Origin of the sequence: Streptomyces sp. HUAS YS2 (assembly GCF_033343995.1) — a bacterium.
Taxonomy (GTDB): Bacteria; Actinomycetota; Actinomycetes; order Streptomycetales; family Streptomycetaceae; genus Streptomyces; species Streptomyces solicathayae.
In genome coordinates, this window is record NZ_CP137573.1 from 920,386 (window position 1) to 942,823 (window position 22,438).

A 22,438-nucleotide genomic window follows, 5' to 3' on the forward strand; every position below is an offset into this window, starting at 1 on the left:
GCTCTCGGCGCCTCCGTCGGCTTCGCCGTGCTCCCCCGTCCCCGTCGCCGTCACCACTCCGCCTCCTGGTAGTCCTTCAGGAACACGCCCGACACCGGCGCGCCCGCCTCGCCGCGCACGATCGGGTCGTAGACGCGGGCCGCGCCGTCGACGATGTCCAGGGGGGTGCGGAAGCCCGTGTCGGCGATGCGGGTCTTCTTCGGCAGGGGGTTCTCGTCGGTGATCCAGCCCGTGTCGACGGCGCACATGTGGACGCCCTGGGCGGCGAGTTCGGCGCCGCTGGTGCGGGTGAGCATGTTGAGCGCGGCCTTCGCCATGTTGGTGTGCGGGTGGCCGGCCATCTTGTTGCGGACGGCGAACCGGCCTTCCACGGCGGTGACGTTGACGACGTACCGATTCGTCCGCGGCGAGGCCAGCAGCAGCGGCAGCAGCCGGTCGACCAGCAGCGCGGGCGCGAGGGCGTTGACGAGCTGGGTCTCCAGGAGTTCGGCCGGGTCCAGTTCGCCGAGCCGGGCGGACCAGGAGTTGGCGGGCGCGTGGTCGGGCAGCAGGCCCGCCTCGTCCGCCTCCTCCAGTACGAGGGCCAGCGCGCCCCCCGCGGCCGGCGCCGCGAGCGCGCGCATCGGCGCGTATCCGGGCGCGTGCCAGACGCCCTCGGGGAGCGCCGCGGTCTCGCCGGAGGCGAGCAGCGCGTACGACTCGGGCGGTCGGCGGACGGTCTGGGCGGCGTTGTTGACGAGGATGTCCAGCGGTTCGCCGTCCTGGCGGAGCCGCTCGCACAGGCCGAGGACCTGCCGCGGGTCGCGCAGGTCGACGGCGACGACGGTGAGCCGGTCGAGCCACGCCTCGCTGCCGGGCTCGGCGCGGAACCGCCGCAGCGTGTCGTGCGGGAACCGGGAGGTCACGAGGAGTTCGGCGCCGTCGCGGAGCATCATCAGCGCCAGCTGGAAGCCGATCTTGACCCGGGCGCCGGTGAGCAGCGCCCGACGGCCGGTGAGGTCGGTGCTCAGGGAGCGGCGGGCGGTGTTGTCGGCGGCGCAGCCCGGGCAGAGCAGGTGGTAGAACGCGTCGGCCTGTCGATAGAACGACTTGCAGACGTAGCAACGCCGGGGCCGGTGGAAGACCCCGGCCGTTCCCTCGTCGCCGGGCGTGAGCGGCGCGTCCTCGCGCCGGGCGACCGCGCCGGTCGCCGTCGCGGCCACCACGGCGGCGTCCGCCGCCGCGCGCGCGTCGTTGCGGGACTTGCGGCGGCGGTTCCGGCCCTCGCGGGCGAACGAGGCGGCCACCTGCTCGGCGTGGAGCCGGACCGGGTCGTCGACGGGCAGCGCGCGCAGCCGGCCGACCGTCCGGTGGAACGCGGCGAGTTCCGCGTCGCTGATCTGTTCCATGCCCTGCCCCGCCCCGCCCTGCCCCGCTGTCGTCCTTCCCGTGGCCCCGACCGGATTCGAACCGGCGTGTCCCCTCTGGGCAAGAGGGTGCGACTGCCTCTGCGCTACAGGACCGTGCTGCCCGGACGGTCGGATTCGAACCGACGTGACTCGACCTGACAAGTCGGCGCGCCTGCCTCTGCGCTACGTCCGGACAGTGCCGGTGATCATATCGTCGACCCGCACGGGGTCACCGCGGCGGGTAGCTCCGTACGTCGTCGTTGTACGTCTGCGCCCGCTCGCGGACCAGGTCGGGCAGTTCGCCGGAGGCGAGGTCGGCCAGCGTGGTGCCCTCCAGGACCTGCCGCAGGCTGGTCCGCACGGCCCGCCAGACGTCGGGGAGCGGGGCCGCCGCCCCTTCGTACGCCAGGCCGGTCAGCTTCAGGTCGCGCACGCTGACGAGGGGCCCGTCCATGGCCCGGATCACGTCGGCGAGGGTGATCTCGGCCGGCGGCCGGGTGAGCGCGTAGCCGCCGTCCGGCCCACGCTCGCTGCGCACCAGCCGGGCCTGGCGCAGTTCGCTGAGGACGACGAAGAGGAACCGCACGGGGATGTCCTGGGCGCCCGCGACGTCCTCGGCCTTCCGGGGCCGCTCGGGGGACCGGGCGAGCTCCGCCATGGCCCGTACCGCGTAGTCCGTGCGCGCTGAGATCCTCACCGCCTCAATGTCTCACGGGTGGCGGGAAATGGTGGCCGGGGTGCGGCGCTCTTGGCGATACACATTGTTCATCGACATAGTGAACTTCCCAGTGCGAGCGACACCCGCCCCGACGCCGGAGGTTCAAGGTGCATCCCGTGGTCCCCGTGGTTCCTTTGGTTCCCGCGACGTCAGCGCTCCCCACCTCCGATCGTCCCGTGGTGGCCGTGGTCGGCGCCGGGGCCGCCGGAGCGCTGGTGGCCGTCCAGCTGTGCGAGACCGCGGCGCGGCGCCGTACACCGCTCGACCTGGTGCTCATCGACCCCGCTCCGGAGGCCGGCCGCGGCGTCGCGTACGCCACCGAGGTTCCGGCCCACCGGCTCAACGTGCCGGTCGGCGGGATGAGTTGTTACCCCGACGATCCCGGCCATTTCCAGCGCTGGCTGTGCCGACACGGCGAATCGACGGTCACCGCCGGGGACTTCGCGGCGCGGTGGCGCTTCGGCTCGTACCTCGCCGACACCCTCGGCCGGGCGATCATCACGGCGCACGGCACGGTCGCGGTGCGCCGGCTGCGCACCACGGTGACCCGTTGCGCGGCGCGGAAGAAGGCGGACGGACCCGACGCGACCGACGGCTTCGTCCTGCGCCTCGCCGACGGCGCGACCCTGGACGCCGACGCCGTGGTCCTGGCGACCGGACCCGCGCCGGGCACGTCCGCGTGGTCGCCGGACGAACTGCGTGCCTCGGACCGGTTCGTCGCCCGGCCCTGGGCCCCCGGGGCTCTCGACGCGATCGGAGACGCGGAGGACGTGCTGCTGGTCGGCGCCGGGCTCACCGCCGTCGACCTCGCGCTGGTCCTGGACCGGCCCGGCCGCACCGTGCACACCCTGTCCCGCAGCGGCCTGCTCCCCCGGCCGCACGCCGTCGCCCCGCTGCCGCCGATGCCCGCCCCGGAAGGGCTGGCCGGCCTCCCGCTGCCCCGGCTCCGCGCCGCGCTCCGCCGCCACCTGGCCGCCTCGATGCGCGAACACGGCGACTGGCGGCCCGCGATGGACGGCATCCGCCCGCACATCGCCGCACTGTGGCAGGGCCTGGACGACGACGAGCGCGCCGAGTTCCTGGGCCGCGACGCGACCCGCTGGAACGTGCACCGGCACCGCATGGCGCCGACCACGGCCGAGGCCGTCTCCCGGATCCGCGCCGCCCACCGGCTGCGGGTGCACGCCGGCCGGGTCGCCGCCGTCCGCCCGCTGGACGACGGCCTCGTCGTCGTCCTGGCCGACGGGCGGGAGCTGCGCGTCGGCCGGGTCGTCGACTGCACCGGCCCCGGGATGCGCCCGGACGGCGACCCGCTGTGGGCCGGACTGCTGGCCGACGGGCTCGCCATGCCGGGCCCGCTGGGGATCGGCGTCGCAACCGACGGCGGCCGGCTTGTCGGGGCCCGACACAACGCCGCACGACCGCTGTTCACCCTCGGCGCGCCCCGGCGCGGCGAGCTGTGGGAGACGACCGCGATCCCGGAGATCCGCGCCCAGGCCCGGGAGGTCGCCGAGGCGGTGCTCGCGCCGGCCGCGGCGCGGGTACGGCCCGCCCGGCGCCGCCCCACCGACCAGTTCGGGCTGCCGGTGTCCACGCACGCCGCCGCCGCGGCCGCCTACCGCGCCGGGCTCGGCCGCGTGGTGACCGTACGGGCCAAGGCGGCCGACTCCTTCGCCCGGTCCGTCGAGCTCGACCCCGGTTTCGCGCTCGGCCATGCCGCGCTCGCGCTGCTCGGCCACGAGTGCGGGGCGGACGTCGACGTGCCACGGGCGCTCGCGGACGCCCGCCGAGCAGCGGCCGAGCGCGGGGACGAGCGGGAGCGCTCGTTCGTGGACGTCGTCGGCCGCCGGATCGCCGCGGACGACGGCGACCGGGCGCTCGTCGGGCACCTGGAGCGGTTCCCCGGCGACGCGTTGGCACTGAGCACCGCCGTCCCGACCATCGCCTTCTCCGGCGTCGGCGACCTCGACGACAACCTGGCCCAGCGGCTGGTGGAGCGCACCGCTCCGGCGTACGAGGGGCACTGGTTCCACACCTCGCTGCGGTCCTTCCTGCTCCAGGAGGAGGGGCGGATCGACGAGGCCGGCGTCCTGGCCCGGGAGGCGCTGGCCGCCGAGCCGGCCTCCGGGCACGCCGTGCACGCGCTCGCCCACGTCCACTACGAGTCCGGCGACCACCACGCCGGGCGGGACTGGCTCGACGGCTGGATCTCCGGGCACGGCCGGGGCGCGGTCCACCGCGCCCACTTCTCCTGGCACGTGGCGCTGCACGAACTCGCCCTGGACGACCCGGACGCGGTGCGCCGCCGCTGGTTCGCGCAGCTCGCCCCGCACCGCGTCAACGGCGTGCGGGCGCTGGTCGACTCGGGTTCGCTGCTGTGGCGGGCGCGGATGTGCCGGAACTGGGCGGGCCGGATGCCCGTCGGGCACGTCCTCGACGCGGTCGCGGCCGAGCTGGTGGAGCGTCCTGCGACGGCGTTCACGGCCCTGCACGGCGCGGTCGCACTGACCGCCGCCGGCGACCTGGCGGGCCTGCGCCGACTGCGCCGGCACACCGCGGGCGCGGACGCGGTGCAGCGCGAGGTGGTCGCCCCGCTGTGCGTGGCCCTGGAGGCGGTACTGGAGGAGCGCTGGTCCGCGGCCGTCGAGGGGCTGCGCGCCCTGCTGCCCACGCTGCGCCGGGTCGGCGGCAGCGCGGCGCAGCGCGAGGTGGTCGAGGAGACGCTCCTGTACGCGCTGGTGGAGGCCGGCCAGAGCGACGCGGCCCGACACCTGCTCCAGTCCCGCCTGGACCGCCGCGACTCCCCCCTGGACACCCGCCGCCTGGCGGCACTCGGCGAACAGGCCTGACAGGCCGGGGGCGGGGTGGAGTGGGGCGGGGGCAGGGCGAGTCCGGGCCCCCGAGGCCGTCGAAGGACTCGCCTGACGAGGCGTCGGCCGAGGCGGCCGGCGCGTGTTCCATCGGGCGAAATCGCCCGGTGGACGCCGGGCGAAAACACCCGGCGGACGACCCCGCGCCCACTAGGTTGTGGCCCATGAGCAACCTTGACCGTCAGCCCACGCCCAGTGTCTGCGGCGGACGCGGCTTCGTCGTCGCCGAGCCGGTACGGGAACTCCTCAGCCCGCGCCACGTCAAGCTCGGCGAGTCGACCGAGGTGCGCCGGCTGCTGCCCAACCTCGGCCGGCGCATGGTCGGCGCGTGGGCCTTCGTCGACCACTACGGTCCGGACGACATCGCGGACGAGCCCGGCATGCAGGTCCCGCCCCATCCGCACATGGGGCTGCAGACCGTCAGCTGGCTGCACGAGGGCGAGGTGCTGCACCGCGACAGCACCGGCAGCCTGCAGACGATCCGGCCGCGCGAGCTGGGCCTGATGACCTCCGGCCGGGCCATCTCCCACTCGGAGGAGAGCCCGCGCGACCACGCCCGCTTCCTGCACGGCGCGCAGCTGTGGGTGGCGCTGCCGGACGCGCACCGGCATGTCGAGCCGCACTTCCAGCACCACGCGGAACTGCCCCGCGTGACGGCCACCGGCCTGACCGCCACGGTGATCCTGGGCGAGCTGGACGGCGCCCGCTCCCCCGGCACGACGTACAGCCCGATCGTCGGCGCGGACCTCGCCGTGACCGCGGGCACGGAGACCGTGCTGCCGCTGGAGCCGGACTTCGAGTACGCGGTCCTGTCGATGTCCGGCGAGGCCGAGGTCGACGGTGTGCCGGTGCTGCCCGGCTCGATGCTCTACCTCGGCTGCGGCCGCACCGAACTGCCACTGCGCGCGGTCTCCGACGCGGGCCTGATGCTCCTGGGCGGCGAGCCGTTCGAGGAGGAGCTGGTGATGTGGTGGAACTTCATCGGCAGGTCGCAGGACGACATCACCCAGGCCCGCGAGGACTGGATGACCGGGTCGAGATTCGGCGAAGTAAAGGGCTACGCCGGCGACCGCCTGGACGCCCCCGAACTGCCGCCCGTCCCGCTCAAGCCCCGAGGCCGAGTACGCTGACCTGCCCATTCGCGGCTCGGTCGCACGAGGGCCGAGCGAGCGCCGCCCTGCCCGCTCGGCCCCTGCTCGCTGCGCCCGAAAACACTCACCAGAAGGCTCGTCGGGCTTCTCCCGAGGTGCGCTGCCGCCACCAGATCCTGGCCGCCGCCTGCATCGGCATCCTTACTCTGACCGATCAGCGCCCCGCAGAGGCGGGGCATTGGCCTCCAGTTACCTCAGGACGGATTGGGGAAGAGGAAGATCGCGTCCCCCTTGAGCACCTTGCGGTCATCGAGCTTGGTGAACACGAAGTAGTAGGTTCCCTCGACGGGTGCTTTGTAAGTGAATTCCTGGCCCTTCGCACACTTCAGGGTTGCTCCCCCCGCCGACGCGTCTCGCCCCACCCGAGAGCGGAACAGTTCGGCGTGGAACTTCTCGGACTTGTTGCAGTTCATGATCCTGAGAGTCGTCTTGCCAGCACCCTGCTGCCATGTCTGCGATTCAAGACGGTACTTGAAGGAGAAGGGCACTGGCTTCGCCGCAGCAACGGCCATACCGGCTTGAGCCGTGCCGAGCAGCCCGGCAGCAAGCAAGGCTCCACAGAACCGCCGGGATCGGAGGCTGAAGCGCGTACTCCGTGTCATTCATTTCTCCTAGGCAGATTGATCGAGATGCGTTAACCATCCCCAGCCTGTTGCGCGGCGCAATCCACCCCTTCGAGTGCTCTCACGGAAATCTGTCGCGCGGCCAGGAACCCGGACCGGTAACCCGTGCACGAACCAGTCACATGATGCGCCGGACACTGCCGTGGTTCGTGCGGGTGGAATCGGAGGAGAATCCGGGGCGGGCTCCGCGAGCTGTCGAGAAACAGCGCCCTGCTTCGACGTCCCCTGTGGAAGGCAACAGGGAGACCACGAGCGAAGGAGGACGTCATGAAGTACCTCGTCATGGTGCAGGGCGCCCAGGTCGACTACGACGCCATGGGCGGCAAGGACACCGCGCAGAGCCCCGTGTGGAGCGAGCAGGACCCCAGCCGGTTGCTGCCAGGCCGCGCGGAGCGATGAGTTTCGGCAAAACCAGCGGTCTCCACTGCATGGAGAACACATCACGCATGGAACCGATCGATCTCGGGGCGGCCGCGGAGCGCGTAGCCCGTGTCGCGGAAGGCATTGCCGACGAGCGGCTCGGCGATCCGACGCCCTGCTCCGAGTACGCCGTACGGGAGGTGCTCGCCCACGTCGCCGGGCTCAGCGTCGCCTTCCGCGACGCGGCCCGCAAGCAGTTCGGGCCGACGACCGACACACCGCCCGGCTCGTCCCGCCCGGTACTGGCGGACGACTGGCGGACGGCCCTGCCGAAGGCACTGGACGAGCTGGCCGCCGCCTGGCGGGAGCCGGGAGCCTGGGAGGGAGATACCCAGGCGGGTGGGATCGTCCTGCCGGCCACCGTCATGGGCCGGATCGCTCTCGACGAGCTGCTGATCCACGGCTGGGACCTGGCACGGGCGAGCGGCCGGACGTACGAGGTGAGCGAGGAGGAACTGCGGGTCTCCGAGGCACTGTTGACTCCGGCCGCAGACGCCTCCGACGAGGGGTTCTTCGGCCCCGTCGTCGCCGTACCGGACGGCGCGCCCCTCCTGAACCGCGTGATCGGCCTCAGCGGCCGTCGCCCCGACTGGCGCCCGGCCCAGTACCTGTCCGGGCGCAGTCGGCAGCAGGGGCCGGTCCTCACGAACTCTCACGGGAATGCGTCATGTTGAGCATCCACTCGCGTGCATCTGAGTACGCGTACTCAAGGCGCGACAGCTGTCCGGTGGCGAGAGTACGGGGCAGACCGAGTGACTGGAGACCAGCATGCACACGTCCCGCGGGATGAGCCGATACGCCTTTTTCCTGCACCGTGGGAGGGCCCGCTTCGGAGCTGCCGCTCTGGCGGGCGCGGCCGCAGCCGTTGCCCTCACTGGATGCGCCGCGTTCGAGTATCGGGAGGACATCTGCAACAGCGGCGAGTATCCCGTCCAGTCCGTGGGCGGTACCGGGTCCGCTTGCGTCTCGGACGAGCAGGAGCCTCCAGCCGGGTACGTGCGGTACCCGGCGGGCAAGGTGCCGGAGCAGGTCGGCGACAAGTGGGACATGTACTGGCACACCCACACGCTCGACAAGGACGGCAAGATCATCGACGCCCCGGACGCAGGCTGACCCGGAGCGAGCGGATCCGACCAGCTCGCCTGTCTTCAGCAGACCCGGCTGCAGTCGCGGGGGCAGGCAGTCGGGCGGCGCTTGTGGGACTTCCGGTCGGCCCCGAATCCTGGCGATCTTCACTGACACGAGGTGTCAGTGAAGTCCCTTTAGCGTTCGAGCCATGGACCACAGCACCGCTTTCGCGTTCTTCACCGGCATCTACGATGTCGCCAACCGCTGGCGCAAGGACTTCCTCGACCCCACCGAGGGAGAGGACCGATGGGAGGAGTTCCCCGGCCTCACCCGCGCGTCAGCCCACTTCGACGGGTGTGCGAGCTTCGACGAGATCGAGTTCCCGACCAAGGGCTTCGCCGGGCTGACGCTCCGGCTGTACGATCCCGCCGCCGACGCCTGGTCCTTGTACTGGGCCAGCAAGCGCAGCGGCACCCTCTTCCCTCCCGTCACCGGGCGTTTCGAGGCCGACGGCACCGGCGTCTTCCACGGCGACGACGAGCACGACGGTCGCCCGGTGAAGGTCCGTTTCACCTGGTCCGAGATCAGCGAGACGACGGCTCATTGGGAGCAGGCGTTCTCCCTTGACGAGGGCCGGACCTGGCTCACCAACTGGCACATGCACATGACCCGTCGTGAGGAGTGACTGTCGTCCCCGCTTGCCCTGAGCGCGTCGGATGCCAGAGCTCCGCGAGGTGACTCGCGTGCACGACGCGCTCTCTTGAGTTTCACTGAACGATCGTGTTCCGATCGTGGCTTGATGCCCTGTGCAGCATGGCAGTTGAGTGGTGTCCTCGGCACGTATCCCGACCAGCTGAAACAGGGGGAAGCATGATGATGCGCAGTTGCACGCCACACGGAACGAGACCGACATGAACAGACCCTTCGAGGTGCGCGTGCTCCCGGACGGCGCCTGCGGGGCCCCACACATCGTGCGCTCGACGACAACGGCCGGGCCCACCCCACGGCTTCACGTGATGGCGGTTCGGCGGGAGGGGCTCTTTCAGGAGCGGGCCGCGCTTACGCCGACGGACGCGGGGACCCGCCTGGCCGCCTCCGGCGCGTGCGTATGAAGCCGCCGCGCCTGCTGGCACTGGCCCAGCTGCTGAATTCGATCGGGGACGGCGCCTTCTACGTCACGTCCGCTCTCTACTTCGCCGGGATCGTGGGCCTGCCCCCTGCCCAGATCGGTTTCGGCCTGACCCTGGGGTGGGCGGTCGGTTCGGTGGTCGGGGTTCCCCTGGGACACCAGGCCGACCGGCGCGGCGCGCGCGGCACCGCCGTCGTGCTCGCGTTGGCCACCGCGCTCGCGGTGGCCTCCTTCCTGGTGGTGCGCTCCTTCCCGCTGTTCGTAGTGGCTGCCGTCCTCTACGCGAGCTGCCAGTGCGGGCTCACCGCGGCCCGGCAGGCACTCCTGGCCGGGCTGGTCGAACAGGACAGGCGCACCGAGGTCCGCGCCTTCCTGCAGTCGACGACGAACGCCGGCCTGGCCGTCGGCGCCGCACTCGGCGGGCTCGCCCTGCAATCCGGCACCCGCGAGGCCTACTTGGCCATCTTCGTCATGGACGCCGTGAGCTTCCTGGCCGCAGCGGCGGTCCTGAGCCGCCTGCCCGTGGTCCGTCCGGCGCAGGCGAAACCGGGGGAGCCCCGGCTCGCGGTCCTACGTGATCGGCCGTATGCGGTGGTCACCGTCATCAATGCGGTCATGCTGCTCTACATGCCGTTGATCAGCCTGGTGATCCCTCTGTGGATCGTGCAACAGACGCAAGCGCCGACGTGGACGGTCTCCGCGCTCCTGGTGCTCAACACCCTCACTGTGGTCCTCTTCCAGGTGCGGGTCGCGCGGCGGGTGAAGGGCCTCGGCAGCGCCGCGCGGTTTGTACGGCACGCGGGCCTCGTCATGTTCGCCGCATGTGCCGTCTTCGCCGTCTCCGCGATCGGGTCCTCCGCCTGGACCGCCGCACTCATTCTCCTGGCGGCGGCAGGTCTGCAGGTCCTCGGCGAGATGCTGCTCGCCTCGGGCGCCTGGGAGATCAGCTTCGGGCTGGCTCCCGCCGACAAGCAGGGGCAGTACCAGGGCTTCTTCGGCACCGGGCAGTCCGTCGCACGAATGCTCGGTCCTCTTGTCCTGACCACCTTGGTCCTGGGCTGGGGTGCTCTCGGCTGGCTCCTGCTCGGTGGTCTCTTCGCCGCGGCGGGTATCGCCATGGGGCCCGCCGTCCGCTGGGCCGATCGCACGAGATCCCACCCACATCGGCCTGCGTCGATGGCCGAAGCCAACTTGCCGTCGTGACCAGCCGGTTCGCGTAGGGAGACGCCCGTCTCGACGGGCCGGAACCTGACGGGCCGGCCCTTCCGGCCGGTGAACTCGACAGCGCATCAGGAGGACGAGGCACGCGAACGTGCGGGGCGATCTCGCGGATGGGGGCAGCTATGAAGCGTTCGTGTCGTTCCCCGCAGGGAAGGACAATCCGATGCACGTCCACAGCCAGGACCTTCCGACCGTCGTTCTGAAGGGCACCTTCTACGCGAAGATCGACGGGAAGCACGTCCGGTACCCGGCCGGCTCCTACTACCGCCTCCCCGCGGACAAGCCGCACCTGAGCGGATGCGAGAAGGGAGCGGACTGCCTCCTCTTCCAGTACCAGGAAGACCGCTTCGATCTGGTGCCCACCAAGACGGGGCAGTAGGCCAGACGACGCCTGCCTCTCGGCTGGGCGCCTCACGACGCGATCGCTAGTGACCCGTCGTGCGGAGCCACTGCATCGTCGTGACGAGCTCGTCGCCGAAGTCCTCGCAGAGCGCGAGCAACTCGCGGCCCTTGGACGAGTCGGGCAACCCTGCGGAATCGGGGAGAAACGCGAGTGCACCGTGGCAGGCGGTCTCGACAGCGAGGTGGCGCGTCGAGAAATAGCCCTCGCTCGCTCGGTCCGCCAGGCCGGCGAGGTACTGGAGGTGGGCTTCCTCCGAGGGGTGAGAGTAGAAGGAGCCCTCCACGAGACCGTCGAGGTAGTCCGCCAGGCCGGCCGAGGCCTCGACCACTCGCTCGACCTCGTCCGCGCCAGGCTTGTCCAGGAGTTCGCCGAAGGCCAGCAGGTTGCTGATGATCTCCAACTGAAAGAGCTGGACCGTGTCCGGGTCGACTTCAGACGTGAAGAGCGGGGCCGTGCACAGCTCGGCGATCGCTCGCCGGTGCGCGCGATCCGACTGTTCACCAGGGGGTGATGCTGCCAGATGGAACAGCGACTCCAGCACGGACCGGTCGACGCCCCACTCTGCGTCGAGCTCGAACGCGAGTGCCGGTGCACGCCACCGCCACAGGGCCAGAACGGCAGCCTGACGCCGGTGGACGGGCTTCAGGTCCGCCAACTGCTCCATCTGCTGCACCACGTCCTTGAGCCGACCTCTCTGATCTCGCCCGTCCCCATCACCTCGGGACACTGTAGAAGCGGGCCGCCGCTTCGTCGGTGCCGCTCACGACGGCGCGGGCTGCGACGTCCGGCGCCCGGTCCGGTCCGGTCGGAGTCCGCGCGTCCGTTCCGGCGGGCGAGGGAGCACACTGGCAGGAGGGGGCGGAAGGCTTGCCCCGCCCGGGGTTCTGTCGGTCCCGCCCGCTCGTGGAAGAGGGTGTGCGGATGCCCAGAACTCGGTCCTCGTCCCGCTCGCTCTACGCCCCCGACCGGGGGCTCGAGACGCGCATGGCGACGACGATGTTCCTGATCGGCCTGCTGTACGTGGTCTTCGTCGGTGCCCTGCTCGTACTGCTGCGCGGGTCCTGGCCGATCATCCTGCTGATCACGGGCGCGCTGTTCGTCGGGCAGTTCTGGTTCAGCGACCGGATCGCCGCGCTGGGCATGGGAGCACGCGAGGTGACCCGCGAGCAGGCGCCCGAGCTGCACGGCACCGTGGACCGGATCTGCGCCCTGGCCGACATGCCGAAGCCGAAGGTGGCGATCGCCGAGAGCAACGTGCCGAACGCGTTCGCCACCGGCCGCGGCGAGAAGACCGCGCTGGTCTGCGTCACGACCGGCCTGCTCCGACGCCTGGAACCGGAGGAGCTGGAGGGGGTCCTCGCGCACGAGATGTCGCACGTGGCGCACCGGGACGTCGCGGTCATGACCATCGCGTCCTTCCTCGGCGTCCTCGCGGGGATGATGACGCGGGTCGCGCTCTACAGCGGTCTCGGCCGCAGCCGGGACAGCACCATGGGCCTCGCGGTGATCCTCGTCCCCGTGGTCAGCGGTGCCGTCTACATCGTCAGCTTCCTGCTGACCCGGGTACTGTCCCGCTACCGCGAACTGGCCGCCGACCGCGCCGCCGCGCTCCTCACGGGCCGCCCGTCGGCGCTCGCCTCCGCGCTCACCAAGGTGAGTGGCGAGATGGCCCGGATCCCCACGCGGGACCTACGCAAAGCGGAGCCGTACAACGCCTTCTGGTTCGCGCCCGCCTTCTCCTCCAAGGAGAGCCTGAGCCGGCTGCTCTCCAGCCACCCCACTCTGGAGCAGCGGCTCGAGCAGCTCACGCGGATCTCGGCGCAGCTCGGTGGAGCGTGACGGCGGTGGGGCTCCTCGACAGCATCCTCGGGCGCAGTCGGCCGGTCCGGCCCGATCTGGACCGTCTCTTCGGACTGCCGGCCGCGGCGATCACCCTTCAGGCAGGCACCGGCTTCGTCCCGGCCGGCGCCGGGTCGGTGTGCTTCGCCGCGGTGGAGGGCGGCGCCTTCGCGCGTCTGAAGGAGGACGTACGGGATCTCCTCGACGTCGAGGTGGCCGGACCCGACCAGGGTGCGGGCGGCGGCGAGGGGCGAGACGCCCGACCGGGGGCGTACGCCGTGACGTACTCCTCGGACACGTACGGTTACACCTGGCTCACCGTACGACGTCCCGCCGAGGATCTGGTCTCGCTGGTCAATGACCTGCACGCGGTCAACACGCTCCTCGAAGAAGCCGGGTTCGGCCCCAAACTGCTCTGCTCCCTGACCGCGTTCCGCGCCCCCGACGGGCGCCGGGCGCGCGACCTCGCGCTCGTGTACCTGTACAAGCGCGGCACGTTCTACCCCTTCGCGCCGCGCACCGATCGTGCCGAGAGTCGCGACAACGCCCTTGAGCTCCAGGTCGGGGGCCTGCTCGCCGACGACCTCGCGATGGAGCCGGACATGGAGCGGTGGTTCCCGGTCTGGGGCGCGCCGGGGCTCGGCGGGGCCGGGCTCGGCGGGGCGGGGTAGTCAGTCGGCGATCGGCCAGTTGAGCTCGGTCCGCAGGTCCCGCGGGTCCATGTCCGGCGTCGGCCGCGTCACGTACACCTCCCACCGGTCCGCACCCCCGCGCAGCCCCTGCTCCCGGATCCAGGCCCCGAGCCTCTCCCAGGCTTCCCCCAGCCCGTCGAACCCGCCGTGATGCGTCACCCGCGCGACTCGGCCACCAGGGAGCCTGCCGGGGACGACCCCGTCCTCGGCCCGCACCTCCTGCCCCGTGACGAACCCGACCTCCAGGTCCCACTTCTCCCCCGGTCCCCCGTGAGTCAGCCCGAAGGCGGCGCCCTTCGGCGGTACCTGCTGCCCGTGAAGCACCCGTCCGAGCGTCCCGAAGGCCTCGTCGAAGAACGTGCGCAGTTCGCCGGGGGACACGACGCCTCGTACGACGGCGGTCGTCTCTGGGACCATTTCCACGAGCCGGGGCCGCTGCTCGGGGTCCGGGATGCTGGTGTCGCGCTCGCTGTCCGTGCTCATGTCGTTCCCGCGCTCCGATCCGCGTTGACGGCGTACTGGGAACGTACAGACGGGATGCTCGTCGACAAGGCATCGCCGCGCCCGGAACCGCATCCACCGCGCACGGCCCGCGACGGTCTGCTTCAGGATGCCTTCGGGTCGGCGGGCTTCTCGATCTCGGTGGTCACCCGTGCCCCGCCGAAGAGCACCGGGAGCCACAGGAGACATGCCAGCACGGGGACCGCGGCGTACGTGGCCATACCCACACTTGAGCCCAGCCCGTCCATGAGCGCGCCGAGGACGAGATAGCCGATCCCGATGAGCGCCGACTCCACGAACGCGATCATCGACAGGAGGCTCGCCCGGTGGCGCGACGGCACGGCCTCGTTGAACACGTTGTCCACGAGCACGGCGGTGATCTCGGGAATCCCGACCAGGGCCAGGAACGCGGCGACGGTGACCCAGACGAGGCCGAGGCCGCTCAGGCCGAGTGCCGCGGCGAGCGTCAGGAGAGACACCGGGACGATGACCCGATACCCGATGCGCCGGTCCGCACGGTCCGACAGCAGCGGAGTGAGCCCGCCGGCGAAGAATCCCGCCGATATGACCACACTGACCAACGCCGTGCCCGCTCCCTGATCGGAGAGGGTCTTCTGCGTGAAGATGATGTACGGCGTCAGAGTCGCGTGCATCAACCCGGACACCACGACCAGCGTCACGAGCGCCGGCGTGGCGACCCGCAGCATCGCCCGCCATGCTGTGGCGTCGCCGTGCTCCTCCTCGGCTCCGTCCTGCTCGTCCACCGCATCCGCGCCGCGGACCTCGGGCACCCGTGACATCAGCACCACCACGGCCAGGACGAGACACGCCGCCGAACCGGCGTAGACGACTCCCCAGGAAATCTCCTGCAGTTGGCCGCCGAGGACGATGGCGGCTCCCGAGGTGACCGTCCCGAGCATGGTGAACCGGGACTTGATCTTGACGTAGCCGGCCGTCGCACCACGGCGCACGAGCAGGTCGTACAGCAGGGCGGTGTCCGAACCGGACACACATGCCATGCCCACGCCCTGCCCGACGAACAGCGCCAGGAACACCCAGTAGTTGGAGAAGGCCACCTGGCCGAGCAGACAACCAGCGATCAGCATCTGGCCGATCACGATGCCGGCCCGCCTGCCGATGCGGTCGGCGATGACTCCCGTCGGCACCTCCGCAAGTCCGCTGACCAGGTAGAGCAGTGTCTGCAGGAGGGCCACCTGCGCGACGGAGAAGCCTCGCTGATAGAGGAAGATGACGAATACGCCGCGCTGGAACAGCGTGTTGGCGAGCACGGCGTACACGTAGAACGGGCGCGCGACACTTCGTGCCGCATCGTCGACTGCAGCCGGCCCGCCAAGGGCCTCCGTGGTGCCGGTCATGCCGCGGACTCCCTGATGACTCCGGTGATCATTGGTGTTGGGCCTCCGCCCCGACCGGAATCTCCAGTCCGTACTTCGCGCAGGACATTGGGCATGGGGCCGGCGTCTCAGCCCGATGATCAATTGAGTGTCCTGTGCCTGCTGTTGCATCCTCCCAAACGGCATCCCCAACATCCAGACCGGTCGAGGAAGCTGAACCCCGAGCGCTTCCGAGATGTGGCAGAGTCGTGGGACGGATTCCGATCATCCTGGAGGACCGTGTTACCGCAGAACCGATCCGAGGGCGAGGCGGCACTCGACCTGGGAACCTCACTGATCGACAAGGGCCGCTTCCACGACGCGATCGAACCACTGCTGCGGGCCGCCGCGATCAGCGGCACCGCGGCTCAGCGCCGGGCGACGGCAACGGCCCTGCTGCGACTCGGATTCGGGCTCGGCGACCGGCAGAACTACGCCGAAGCGCTGCGAGTCCATGCTCGGGCGGCAGCGATCTTCGCCGAACTCGGGGATGCCGAACAGGAACTGCAGTGCCGCACCCTCATCGGCATCTGTGAGTGGCAGCTCAAAGCGTACGAGAGTGCGATCCAGATCTTCGAGTCCAACGCGGAGAACGCGCTCGGTGCGGGCAGGACCGCGATGCGGGCCGTGGCGTTGCTGAGCATCTCCTGCATCCTGGTCGACCATCTGCGCCAGTACCGGCGGGCGGTCCCGTACGCGACCGAAGCCGCGAGGCTCTTCCGATCGACGGGCGACCACGAGCAGGCAGCCCATGCACTCAGGCACCTCGACGAGGCGCGGCACGAAGGGAATCCCTGATGGACCGGTTCGCCCTCTACTACCCGCACATCCACGTCCGCGACGACGACTGGCTCAAGTACGCCGCCCTGTACTGGCCCAAGATGGCCCGGATCCGGCCGCCGGGCTACCCGCTCCAGGACTCGCCCGCCGCGCGGGAACTCCACTCCGCGCGCTGGCTGCTCGACCTCGAACCGCCCGTATGGGCCGCCGCCGAGGTCGCCGAGCCGTTCCTGGAACTGATCCACGAACACGGCGCCGCCCTCCGCGACCGTTTCGGCCTCGACCGGATCGAGACCTGGGGCCTTCCGGTCGCCGAGGCATGCTTCGGCAACACAGGTGGGTTCTCGGCCGGCGGGGACGAGCCGACCGAGGACGGCGCGACCTGGCTCAACCCTCGATTCGGGTACGTCCACGCCAGTCGCGTCAGCGAGCGCCTCCTCGACTCGGCCGTCGACCAGGGGCTCGCAGTCGTCGGCCCGGGCCGCGGCGGGATCTGGGTGGCGATGCACCCTCAACTGGCCACCGTCTACATGCTCGCACTGGCCGAGCAGGTCGCCGCCGAGAACTGCCTGCACCCGATCACCGACCAGACGCTGCCGCACGCCGTCATGTCCGGCTGGACCTTCGAGCGGCTCGCGGTGGCACTCCTCGACGACCTCCCGGCACTGGCTCTCGCGGCACAGGCTCCGGCGGCGCGGCAGGCGCCCGAGGAGGCGTTCGCGTTCCTGTCGTTCGCGACGGTGATCCCCGCGGATCTACGGAACGTCCCGATCGAGAAGATCCTCGACATCCGCGTCGAGTTCGGTTCCGAACTGGACGGGTTCCGGGAGTTCGTGGCCGACCAGGTCCAGCGGCTCGGCTCCCTCGAGGATGTGCGGGACGCGGGGCTCTACCTGGAGTACCTGCACACCGAGGTCGACCGCGAGGTCCGCGCGCGGCTCGACGATCTGGACGACCGCATGCGTGGCGCCGGCCTCGAAACCGCTCGGGCCCTGGCGAACGTCAGGTCGGTGGCGCTCCCGCCGCTCGCCGCGCTCGCGGCGGACGCGGTCGGTGTCGCCCCGGCGCTGACCGTCCCCGCCGTGGTCGCCGGCTGCGTCGTGGGCGCGCCCTTCGAGTGGCGCCGCAGACGCCGCGAGATCGCGCAGGAGTCGCCCGTCGGCTACCTCTTTCAGCTCAAGCGGGCCCTCGGCCCCGACACGTTGATCGACAAGCTGCGAAGGGCATGGCCGCTGTGACGGGCGACGGCGCCTCTTTCTCGGACGCCTTTTCGGGCGCCTTCGACGAAGCGTTCCCAGGGCACGGCACCCACTCCGGCCCCGTGCTCATCCCCGAGCCCGCTGCCGATCCGGCGGTCATCGACCTTGCTGACCGGCAGACCCTGCGCCTCGCCGAGTGTCTCATCGCCGAAGCTCCGTCCGACTGCCGGCGGATCACCGCGGTGTTCGCCCTGACGCTCCGCTCGGAGGCCTCACGCGTCCGCCACTCGACCGACCGAGCCTCCACGAACGCCGCGCCGAGCCCCGGTGCCCTCCGGCTGGCCCGCGAACTGCGCCGGACCACCGCCCGGCTGCCGCGCGGGCCCTGGTGGCGCATGACGCTCGACCTGCGCATCGACGGCGGCATCGAAGTGGACTTCGACCACGGCGACGAGCCCTTCCCCGACGAGCACCTGTTCGCCCCCGAGGACTACCGGGCCGACCTCGAAGCCTTCGACTGGCCGGCGGAGAAGCTCCCCACCTGGTTGTCCGCGTTCGTCAGCCACGGCGGCAGACAGATGCGCAGCCCGCGGAAGGCCGCCGTTCCGGCCGACACGCGCGGTGCACGGTCCGCACAAGGTGTCCCGGAGAACGAACTGTCCGGCCTCACCGAGATCTGGGCGCGCTGGGCCGTCCTGTCGGCGGCGTTCGTCGCGGCCGGTTCCGAACGGGGGCCTCGCATGCAACCTTCCCACGCGCGATTCCAGAGCTCGACAGGCGGCGGTTCGACGCTGTGGATGCTCGCGGGCGGCCGAGCCGTCCTCTCCGGCGGCGTCCGGGACGCGCCCGGCCTGGCCGATGCCTATCGTGGCGACGCGCCGCACCCCGAGCTGTTCGCGGGGGCGCCGGCATGGGTCGCCGATCCGCTGCTCGACGAACGGGGCAAGGTCGGCCTGATGTCCTTCTGTTACTGGTGGGAGAGCGGGCGCTGGCTGCGGGGCGAATCGCCGAAGATGGAGGAGCTCGCGACGGCGATGCCCGGGGTCTGGACCAGTGGAACGGTCGCCGGCATCGTGTCGGAGCTGGCCCGGGCCGTTGCACGAGACACCGAGACGGCCGCGCTGCGCCTGGTCACAGCCGCCGAAGGGGGATTCGCGGAGCGCGGCATGCTGGCCGAGGTCTTCGGGAACAGCGAGGGCGCCGACCTCGACGGTGCCTACCACCAGTTGCTGATGGCGGGCGTCGTACACGGCACCGACCTTCCGCAGTTGCCCCGCCACCAGGCGATCGCCCTCGTGCGCCGCTACATGCACGCCCACGACCTGGACAGCCCCGACTACCGGGCCGCGGACCTCGTGGCCCAGCGGGTGGACTGCGGATGGCAGGTCTACGCGCCGGTCCCCGCCGGGGAGATCAGGATCGGACGCGGGCTCTTCTTCGTCGCCGACGACGAGGTCATGGAGATCACGGACACCCAGAGCTCCTACCCGCACCTGTACGCGGAGGAGTTCGCGCGCCGGTACCGCGAGCGCTGGGGGCTATGAGCCGGTCAGGCCCGTGGTTCCGCCAGCTTCCAGTCGAGCGTCCACATGTGTACGCGTCCGTCCGCTCCTCCCGAGACCGCGTAGGCGCCGTCGGCCGTCATGGCGAGCCGGCCCAGCTGCCCGGGCTGGGCCTCCACCGTCCGCAAGCAGGTGCCGGTGGCCAGGTCCCACAGCCGCATCTCGTCGCCGTCGTGGCTCGAGAGCAGGAAGCGGCCGTCGGGGGTGAAACGCATCCTCCGCGCGTTTCCGCGCCTGCCTTCGAGCAGCGCGGTGCAGGCGCCGGTGGCGGTGTCCCAGACGCGGATCGACAGATCGTCGTAGCCGCCCGCGGAGGCCACCAGGCTCCCGTCGGCGCTCATCGTCACGGCCATGACCCAATGCGTGTGGCCGCGCAGCACGGCGTCGCAGCGGCCGGTCCCGAGGTCCCACAGGCGGACCGTCCCGTCGCTCGCGCCCGTGGCGGCGATCCGGTCACCCGGGCCGAGCCACGCTGCCCGGGGCATTCCCGTGTGGCCTTCGAGCGTGCGCAGGAGGGTGCCGGTCTCCAGGTCCCAGAGCCGGAACCGCTGGTCCGTGCCGTCGCCGCCGATGAGCGCGCAGCGCCCGTCGGCGGTGAACCGGGCCGCGTCGGGACTCATGCCCATGGGGATCATCCACCTGAGCGACTCGGGTCTGGCGTCCGTGCCGATGAGCCGGTCGTCGGACATCGCGTACCGTTCCGCGCCGCTGCCGGTCGACCATGCCTTGGCCGATCCGCTGCGGCCCCAGGCCATGACGGTGCCGCCGTCGGCACTGAGCTGCACCTTGTCGATGCCGGCGACGGGGCCGCCTCTTTCGCCGCTTTCGAAGCCGGTGACGGTCCGCATGAGCGCGCCGGTGCCCAGGTCCCAGAGCCGGATCTCAGCGCCGTCGCTGGTGGCCATCAGATCCCCGCCCGCACTGATGTCGAGCGAACCGACGCTCGATCGGTGCGCCGCGAAACTGCGGGCGAGCCAGACCGCCCGAATGCCGGTGTGGGCCAGCGACCGGCCGAGGGCGCGCCAGGCGGCCATCACGTCGGGTGCGCGCTCGTACCCGGGGACGGCGCGGGCCTCCCGGAGCGCGTCGAGCGCGGCAGCGCGGTCGCCTGCCGCCTCCCGCGCCTTGGCGGTCTCGAGCAGTGCCTTCACCTTCTCCTCCAACAGGTTCAGCACGCCGTGCCTGCGGGGCCGGCTCACCTGGAACGGAACGGCGGGAGAGTCGGGCATGCGCCACAGCCGCACGGTGTTGTCGAGCGACGCGGACAGCGCGAACCGGTCGCCCGCTCCCCAGCGGACGCGGCCTGCCTCGCCTTGGTGGCCCCGGAAGGTCCGCAGGCACCTTCCGGTCCCCAAGTCCCACAGACGGACCGCGCCGTCGGGGGCGCCCACCAGGAGTCTCGCGGCGTCGGCGCTGAGCGCGAGCGACCTGACGGAGCAGCGCAGCGTCCGGACCCGCCGCCCTGTCCGCAGATCCCAGATGCCGATGGCGTCGTGGTTGTCGGCGATCACCGCGACGCCGTTGCCGGTGTCGAAGCACAGGACGGCCTGGTTCACTCCTTTCCCGGCCAGCACCTGCGCGCATTCCCCGGTGCGCAGGTCCCAGAGGCGGGCGATGCAGTCCTCGTACCCGGCCACGAGGACCCAGCGCCCGTCCGGGCTGAGCTCGGCCTTCGGGAACTGCGCCAGTGGGCCGTGCAGCCGCCGGCGAACCTGGCGCCGGCTCAGATCCCACACGACGACGTCGACGCCGCTCACACCGTCCTTCCAGACCGCTTCCGTGGCGACGGCTACGCCCTCCCGCGGACTGACCGCCGCCCAGTCGAAGGACCCCGCCGCCTTGATGGTCCGCAGGCAGCTGCCGTCGGACAGATCCCAGATGCGCATGACCGAGTCGTACTCGACCGAGGCGCAGTACCCGGCGTCGGGAGTGATCCGGACCGACCGGAGCTTGGCCTCGTGACCGCGCAGCGTACGCAGGCACCGGCCCGTGAGCACGTCCCACACCCGGACATGTTCGTCGTCCCCACCGGTCACGGCGGTCCTCCCGTCCGCGGACACATCGATGTGGAGCATCGGGTCGGGTCGTCCGTCGGCGGTCGGGTTCCAGCGGATGTCGTTGACCCCTATGCAGTCCGCGGACGGCACCGTTCCGGAGCCGAGCGTGTCCAGCGCCTCGCTCACGTCCCGCAGCCCGGGGTGCTCACGGTCGACGCGCTCGAGCAGCGGTCGGGCCTTGGCGAGGTCGCCCCGTTCGAGGTGGACGAGGCCGAGCGCGTGCCGCGCCGGCCAGGCATCGTCGCTGTCGGTGCGGACGGCGTCGAGGTCGGCGACCAGCTGTTCGTCGGTGATCTCGCCACCGCGCCAACGCCACAGCCCCGAGTTCAGGGTCGCCTCGGCGTGCTGCGGGTCGGCCGTCAGCGCCGCGGTGAACGCGGCGGCGACCTCCTCGTCGCGGTCGAGGTCGAGCAGCGACAGCGCCCGGTTGTTGAGCTCGTCGGCGCGCAGGTCGGCGGCCTTCGGCTCCAGGCGCCGGTACCGCTCCCCGGTGACCCGTAAGTGGATCGCCGCCAGTTCCTCGGCGACGGCCGCCATCGACCCCGGCCGCCTCCCGGGGTCCGGATCGAGGCAGAGCTCCAGCAGATCGGCCAGATCCGGCGGCAGCGGCGGCAGGCCCGGCCCGTACGACTCGATCCCGTGGCGCTCTCTGATCGTGTCGTTCGCGAACGGACCCCGGCCCCAGCGCGCCCCGCCGGTGAACATCTCCAGAACCGTGACACCGAGGCTGAAGACGTCCGTTCGCCTCCCTACCGGCCGGTTCGAAAGCTGCTCCGGTGAGGCGTACGCCGGTGTCCGCCCGCCCGCCGAGACCGGGACGCTGACACCGTGCGGAAGGTTCCCGTCGTCCTCGGCGACGATCGGGCGGATGCGGGCCAGGCCGAAGTCGGTGACCTTGGCGACGATGTCGCCGCCCTGTACGTCCAGCAGCACGTTGGCGGGCTTGACATCGCGGTGCACCAATCCCGCGGCGTGGGCATGGCCCACGCCCCAGGCCATCTGGATCGACAGGTCCACGATGCGCGCCACGGCCGCCTCCGGGCCGCCCTCGTACAGACGGCGGTCGGCGATCCAGTCGTGCAGGCTGCCGTCGCCGACGTACTCGGCGAAGACGTAGGGGACGCCGTCGACCACGCGCACGTAGTGACACCCGCAGATGTTCGGGTGCAACCCGAGCGCGACCCAGGCCTCGGCCTCGGTGACGAACCGCTCGCGCTGCTCATCGGTCGCGAACACCTTCGGCTTCGGCGTCTTGACCGCCAGGTCGATCCCCCACTGCCGGTGCAGGACCCGCAGCACCCGCCCCATCCCGCCCTCGCCCGCGACCCCCTTGACCTCGTAGCGATCGTCGAGAACCTCCTCAATCGCCCTGACGCCCATCCCCCACACGCCCCTTCGCCGAGTCGACCGCGACTTCTGCCCA

General features: G+C 71.4%; 19 protein-coding genes, 2 tRNA genes and 1 pseudogene. 13 read left to right on the plus strand and 9 right to left on the minus strand.

Features of this window, described 5'->3' with window-relative positions; translation table 11 throughout:
- Positions 1 to 50: 50 nt before the first annotated feature.
- From R2D22_RS04350 to R2D22_RS04365, 4 genes are all read right to left on the minus strand, one after another.
- Positions 51 to 1,388 carry an SDR family oxidoreductase gene (locus R2D22_RS04350; RefSeq protein ID WP_318101349.1) on the minus strand — a complete coding sequence of 446 codons (1,338 nt, stop codon included), beginning with the start codon at positions 1,386 to 1,388 and terminating at the stop codon, positions 51 to 53.
- Positions 1,389 to 1,429: 41 nt separating this feature from the next.
- Positions 1,430 to 1,502, minus strand: a tRNA-Gly gene (locus R2D22_RS04355).
- Between the two features lie 6 nt (positions 1,503 to 1,508).
- Positions 1,509 to 1,581 (minus strand) — tRNA-Asp (locus R2D22_RS04360).
- 36 nt (positions 1,582 to 1,617) lie between these two features.
- Positions 1,618 to 2,085, minus strand: a complete 468-nt coding sequence (locus R2D22_RS04365; RefSeq protein WP_318101350.1) for an RrF2 family transcriptional regulator — start codon at positions 2,083 to 2,085, stop codon at positions 1,618 to 1,620.
- Between the two features lie 200 nt (positions 2,086 to 2,285).
- Between R2D22_RS04365 and R2D22_RS04370 the strand changes: the two genes are divergently transcribed.
- Positions 2,286 to 4,955 carry an FAD/NAD(P)-binding protein gene (locus tag R2D22_RS04370; RefSeq protein WP_318101352.1) on the plus strand — a complete coding sequence of 890 codons (2,670 nt, stop codon included), beginning with the start codon at positions 2,286 to 2,288 and terminating at the stop codon, positions 4,953 to 4,955.
- Positions 4,956 to 5,140: 185 nt separating this feature from the next.
- Positions 5,141 to 6,106: a pirin family protein gene (locus tag R2D22_RS04375; RefSeq protein WP_318101353.1), complete on the plus strand. Its 966-nt coding sequence runs from the start codon at positions 5,141 to 5,143 to the stop codon at positions 6,104 to 6,106.
- Positions 6,107 to 6,321: 215 nt separating this feature from the next.
- Here R2D22_RS04375 and R2D22_RS04380 read toward each other — a convergent pair whose 3' ends face one another.
- The gene (locus R2D22_RS04380) at positions 6,322 to 6,678 is read right to left on the minus strand and encodes a hypothetical protein (protein ID WP_318101354.1); all 357 of its coding nucleotides are present in this window, start codon (positions 6,676 to 6,678) and stop codon (positions 6,322 to 6,324) included.
- A gap of 339 nt (positions 6,679 to 7,017) precedes the next feature.
- Here R2D22_RS04380 and R2D22_RS04385 point away from each other — a divergent pair.
- From R2D22_RS04385 to R2D22_RS04410, 6 genes and pseudogenes are all read left to right on the plus strand, one after another.
- Positions 7,018 to 7,110: pseudogene (locus R2D22_RS04385) on the plus strand (YciI family protein); the annotation flags it as partial.
- An 86-nt stretch (positions 7,111 to 7,196) separates the two neighbouring features.
- Entirely contained in the window at positions 7,197 to 7,844 is a 648-nt protein-coding gene (locus R2D22_RS04390; protein WP_318101356.1) for a TIGR03086 family metal-binding protein, read from the plus strand.
- Between the two features lie 112 nt (positions 7,845 to 7,956).
- Positions 7,957 to 8,283, plus strand: coding sequence for an SCO0607 family lipoprotein (locus R2D22_RS36080; protein WP_411977123.1), 327 nt, complete (start codon positions 7,957 to 7,959; stop codon positions 8,281 to 8,283).
- A gap of 163 nt (positions 8,284 to 8,446) precedes the next feature.
- Entirely contained in the window at positions 8,447 to 8,923 is a 477-nt protein-coding gene (locus tag R2D22_RS04400; RefSeq protein WP_318101359.1) for a hypothetical protein, read from the plus strand.
- A gap of 423 nt (positions 8,924 to 9,346) precedes the next feature.
- Positions 9,347 to 10,570 (plus strand): MFS transporter, encoded by a 1,224-nt coding sequence (locus tag R2D22_RS04405; protein ID WP_318101360.1) that lies wholly within the window; start codon positions 9,347 to 9,349, stop codon positions 10,568 to 10,570.
- Between the two features lie 109 nt (positions 10,571 to 10,679).
- On the plus strand, positions 10,680 to 10,967 hold the full coding sequence (locus R2D22_RS04410; protein ID WP_318101362.1) for a cupin domain-containing protein: 288 nt from the start codon (positions 10,680 to 10,682) through the stop codon (positions 10,965 to 10,967).
- Between the two features lie 46 nt (positions 10,968 to 11,013).
- Here R2D22_RS04410 and R2D22_RS04415 read toward each other — a convergent pair whose 3' ends face one another.
- Positions 11,014 to 11,667, minus strand: coding sequence for a hypothetical protein (locus tag R2D22_RS04415; RefSeq protein ID WP_318101363.1), 654 nt, complete (start codon positions 11,665 to 11,667; stop codon positions 11,014 to 11,016).
- Between the two features lie 245 nt (positions 11,668 to 11,912).
- On the opposite strand from R2D22_RS04415, the gene htpX reads away from it, so the two are divergent.
- On the plus strand, positions 11,913 to 12,830 hold the full coding sequence (htpX, locus tag R2D22_RS04420; RefSeq protein WP_318101365.1) for a zinc metalloprotease HtpX: 918 nt from the start codon (positions 11,913 to 11,915) through the stop codon (positions 12,828 to 12,830).
- A gap of 5 nt (positions 12,831 to 12,835) precedes the next feature.
- Positions 12,836 to 13,501: a PspA-associated protein PspAB gene (pspAB, locus tag R2D22_RS04425; RefSeq protein WP_318101366.1), complete on the plus strand. Its 666-nt coding sequence runs from the start codon at positions 12,836 to 12,838 to the stop codon at positions 13,499 to 13,501.
- Here the strand turns inward: pspAB and R2D22_RS04430 are convergent, their stop codons facing one another.
- Both R2D22_RS04430 and R2D22_RS04435 read right to left on the minus strand, forming a co-directional pair.
- Entirely contained in the window at positions 13,502 to 14,005 is a 504-nt protein-coding gene (locus R2D22_RS04430; protein WP_318101368.1) for a GyrI-like domain-containing protein, read from the minus strand.
- A 122-nt stretch (positions 14,006 to 14,127) separates the two neighbouring features.
- Positions 14,128 to 15,399 carry an MFS transporter gene (locus tag R2D22_RS04435; protein WP_318101370.1) on the minus strand — a complete coding sequence of 424 codons (1,272 nt, stop codon included), beginning with the start codon at positions 15,397 to 15,399 and terminating at the stop codon, positions 14,128 to 14,130.
- Between the two features lie 258 nt (positions 15,400 to 15,657).
- On the opposite strand from R2D22_RS04435, the gene R2D22_RS04440 reads away from it, so the two are divergent.
- Genes R2D22_RS04440 through R2D22_RS04450 form a run of 3 tightly spaced genes read left to right on the plus strand, consistent with a single transcriptional unit; the run spans position 15,658 to position 18,940 of the window.
- A complete protein-coding gene (locus R2D22_RS04440; RefSeq protein ID WP_318101371.1) occupies positions 15,658 to 16,215 on the plus strand; it encodes a tetratricopeptide repeat protein in 558 nt (185 codons plus the stop codon).
- Complete coding sequence (locus tag R2D22_RS04445) at positions 16,215 to 17,435, plus strand: DUF6236 family protein (protein WP_318101373.1); 1,221 nt, start codon at positions 16,215 to 16,217, stop codon at positions 17,433 to 17,435. The genes R2D22_RS04440 and R2D22_RS04445 overlap by 1 nt, the downstream gene beginning before the upstream one ends.
- Complete coding sequence (locus R2D22_RS04450; protein WP_318101374.1) at positions 17,423 to 18,940, plus strand: hypothetical protein; 1,518 nt, start codon at positions 17,423 to 17,425, stop codon at positions 18,938 to 18,940. The genes R2D22_RS04445 and R2D22_RS04450 overlap by 13 nt, the downstream gene beginning before the upstream one ends.
- 5 nt (positions 18,941 to 18,945) lie before the next feature.
- On the opposite strand, the gene R2D22_RS04455 is transcribed toward R2D22_RS04450, so the two are convergent.
- Positions 18,946 to 22,395, minus strand: a complete 3,450-nt coding sequence (locus R2D22_RS04455; protein WP_318101375.1) for a protein kinase domain-containing protein — start codon at positions 22,393 to 22,395, stop codon at positions 18,946 to 18,948.
- Between the last annotated feature and the right edge of the window lie 43 nt (positions 22,396 to 22,438).

What these genes read in the sequence shown, in the direction of transcription:
- R2D22_RS04350 (WP_318101349.1), bottom strand. Translation starts at nt 1,388, where the DNA reads ATGGAACAGATCAGCGACGCGGAACTCGCCGCGTTCCACCGGACGGTC.
- R2D22_RS04375 (WP_318101353.1), top strand. Translation starts at nt 5,141, where the DNA reads ATGAGCAACCTTGACCGTCAGCCCACGCCCAGTGTCTGCGGCGGACGC.
- R2D22_RS04390 (WP_318101356.1), top strand. Translation starts at nt 7,197, where the DNA reads ATGGAACCGATCGATCTCGGGGCGGCCGCGGAGCGCGTAGCCCGTGTC.
- R2D22_RS36080 (WP_411977123.1), top strand. Translation starts at nt 7,957, where the DNA reads ATGAGCCGATACGCCTTTTTCCTGCACCGTGGGAGGGCCCGCTTCGGA.
- R2D22_RS04400 (WP_318101359.1), top strand. Translation starts at nt 8,447, where the DNA reads ATGGACCACAGCACCGCTTTCGCGTTCTTCACCGGCATCTACGATGTC.
- R2D22_RS04405 (WP_318101360.1), top strand. Translation starts at nt 9,347, where the DNA reads ATGAAGCCGCCGCGCCTGCTGGCACTGGCCCAGCTGCTGAATTCGATC.
- htpX (WP_318101365.1), top strand. Translation starts at nt 11,913, where the DNA reads ATGCCCAGAACTCGGTCCTCGTCCCGCTCGCTCTACGCCCCCGACCGG.
- R2D22_RS04430 (WP_318101368.1), bottom strand. Translation starts at nt 14,005, where the DNA reads ATGAGCACGGACAGCGAGCGCGACACCAGCATCCCGGACCCCGAGCAG.
- R2D22_RS04435 (WP_318101370.1), bottom strand. Translation starts at nt 15,399, where the DNA reads ATGACCGGCACCACGGAGGCCCTTGGCGGGCCGGCTGCAGTCGACGAT.
- R2D22_RS04445 (WP_318101373.1), top strand. Translation starts at nt 16,215, where the DNA reads ATGGACCGGTTCGCCCTCTACTACCCGCACATCCACGTCCGCGACGAC.
- R2D22_RS04450 (WP_318101374.1), top strand. Translation starts at nt 17,423, where the DNA reads ATGGCCGCTGTGACGGGCGACGGCGCCTCTTTCTCGGACGCCTTTTCG.
- R2D22_RS04455 (WP_318101375.1), bottom strand. Translation starts at nt 22,395, where the DNA reads ATGGGCGTCAGGGCGATTGAGGAGGTTCTCGACGATCGCTACGAGGTC.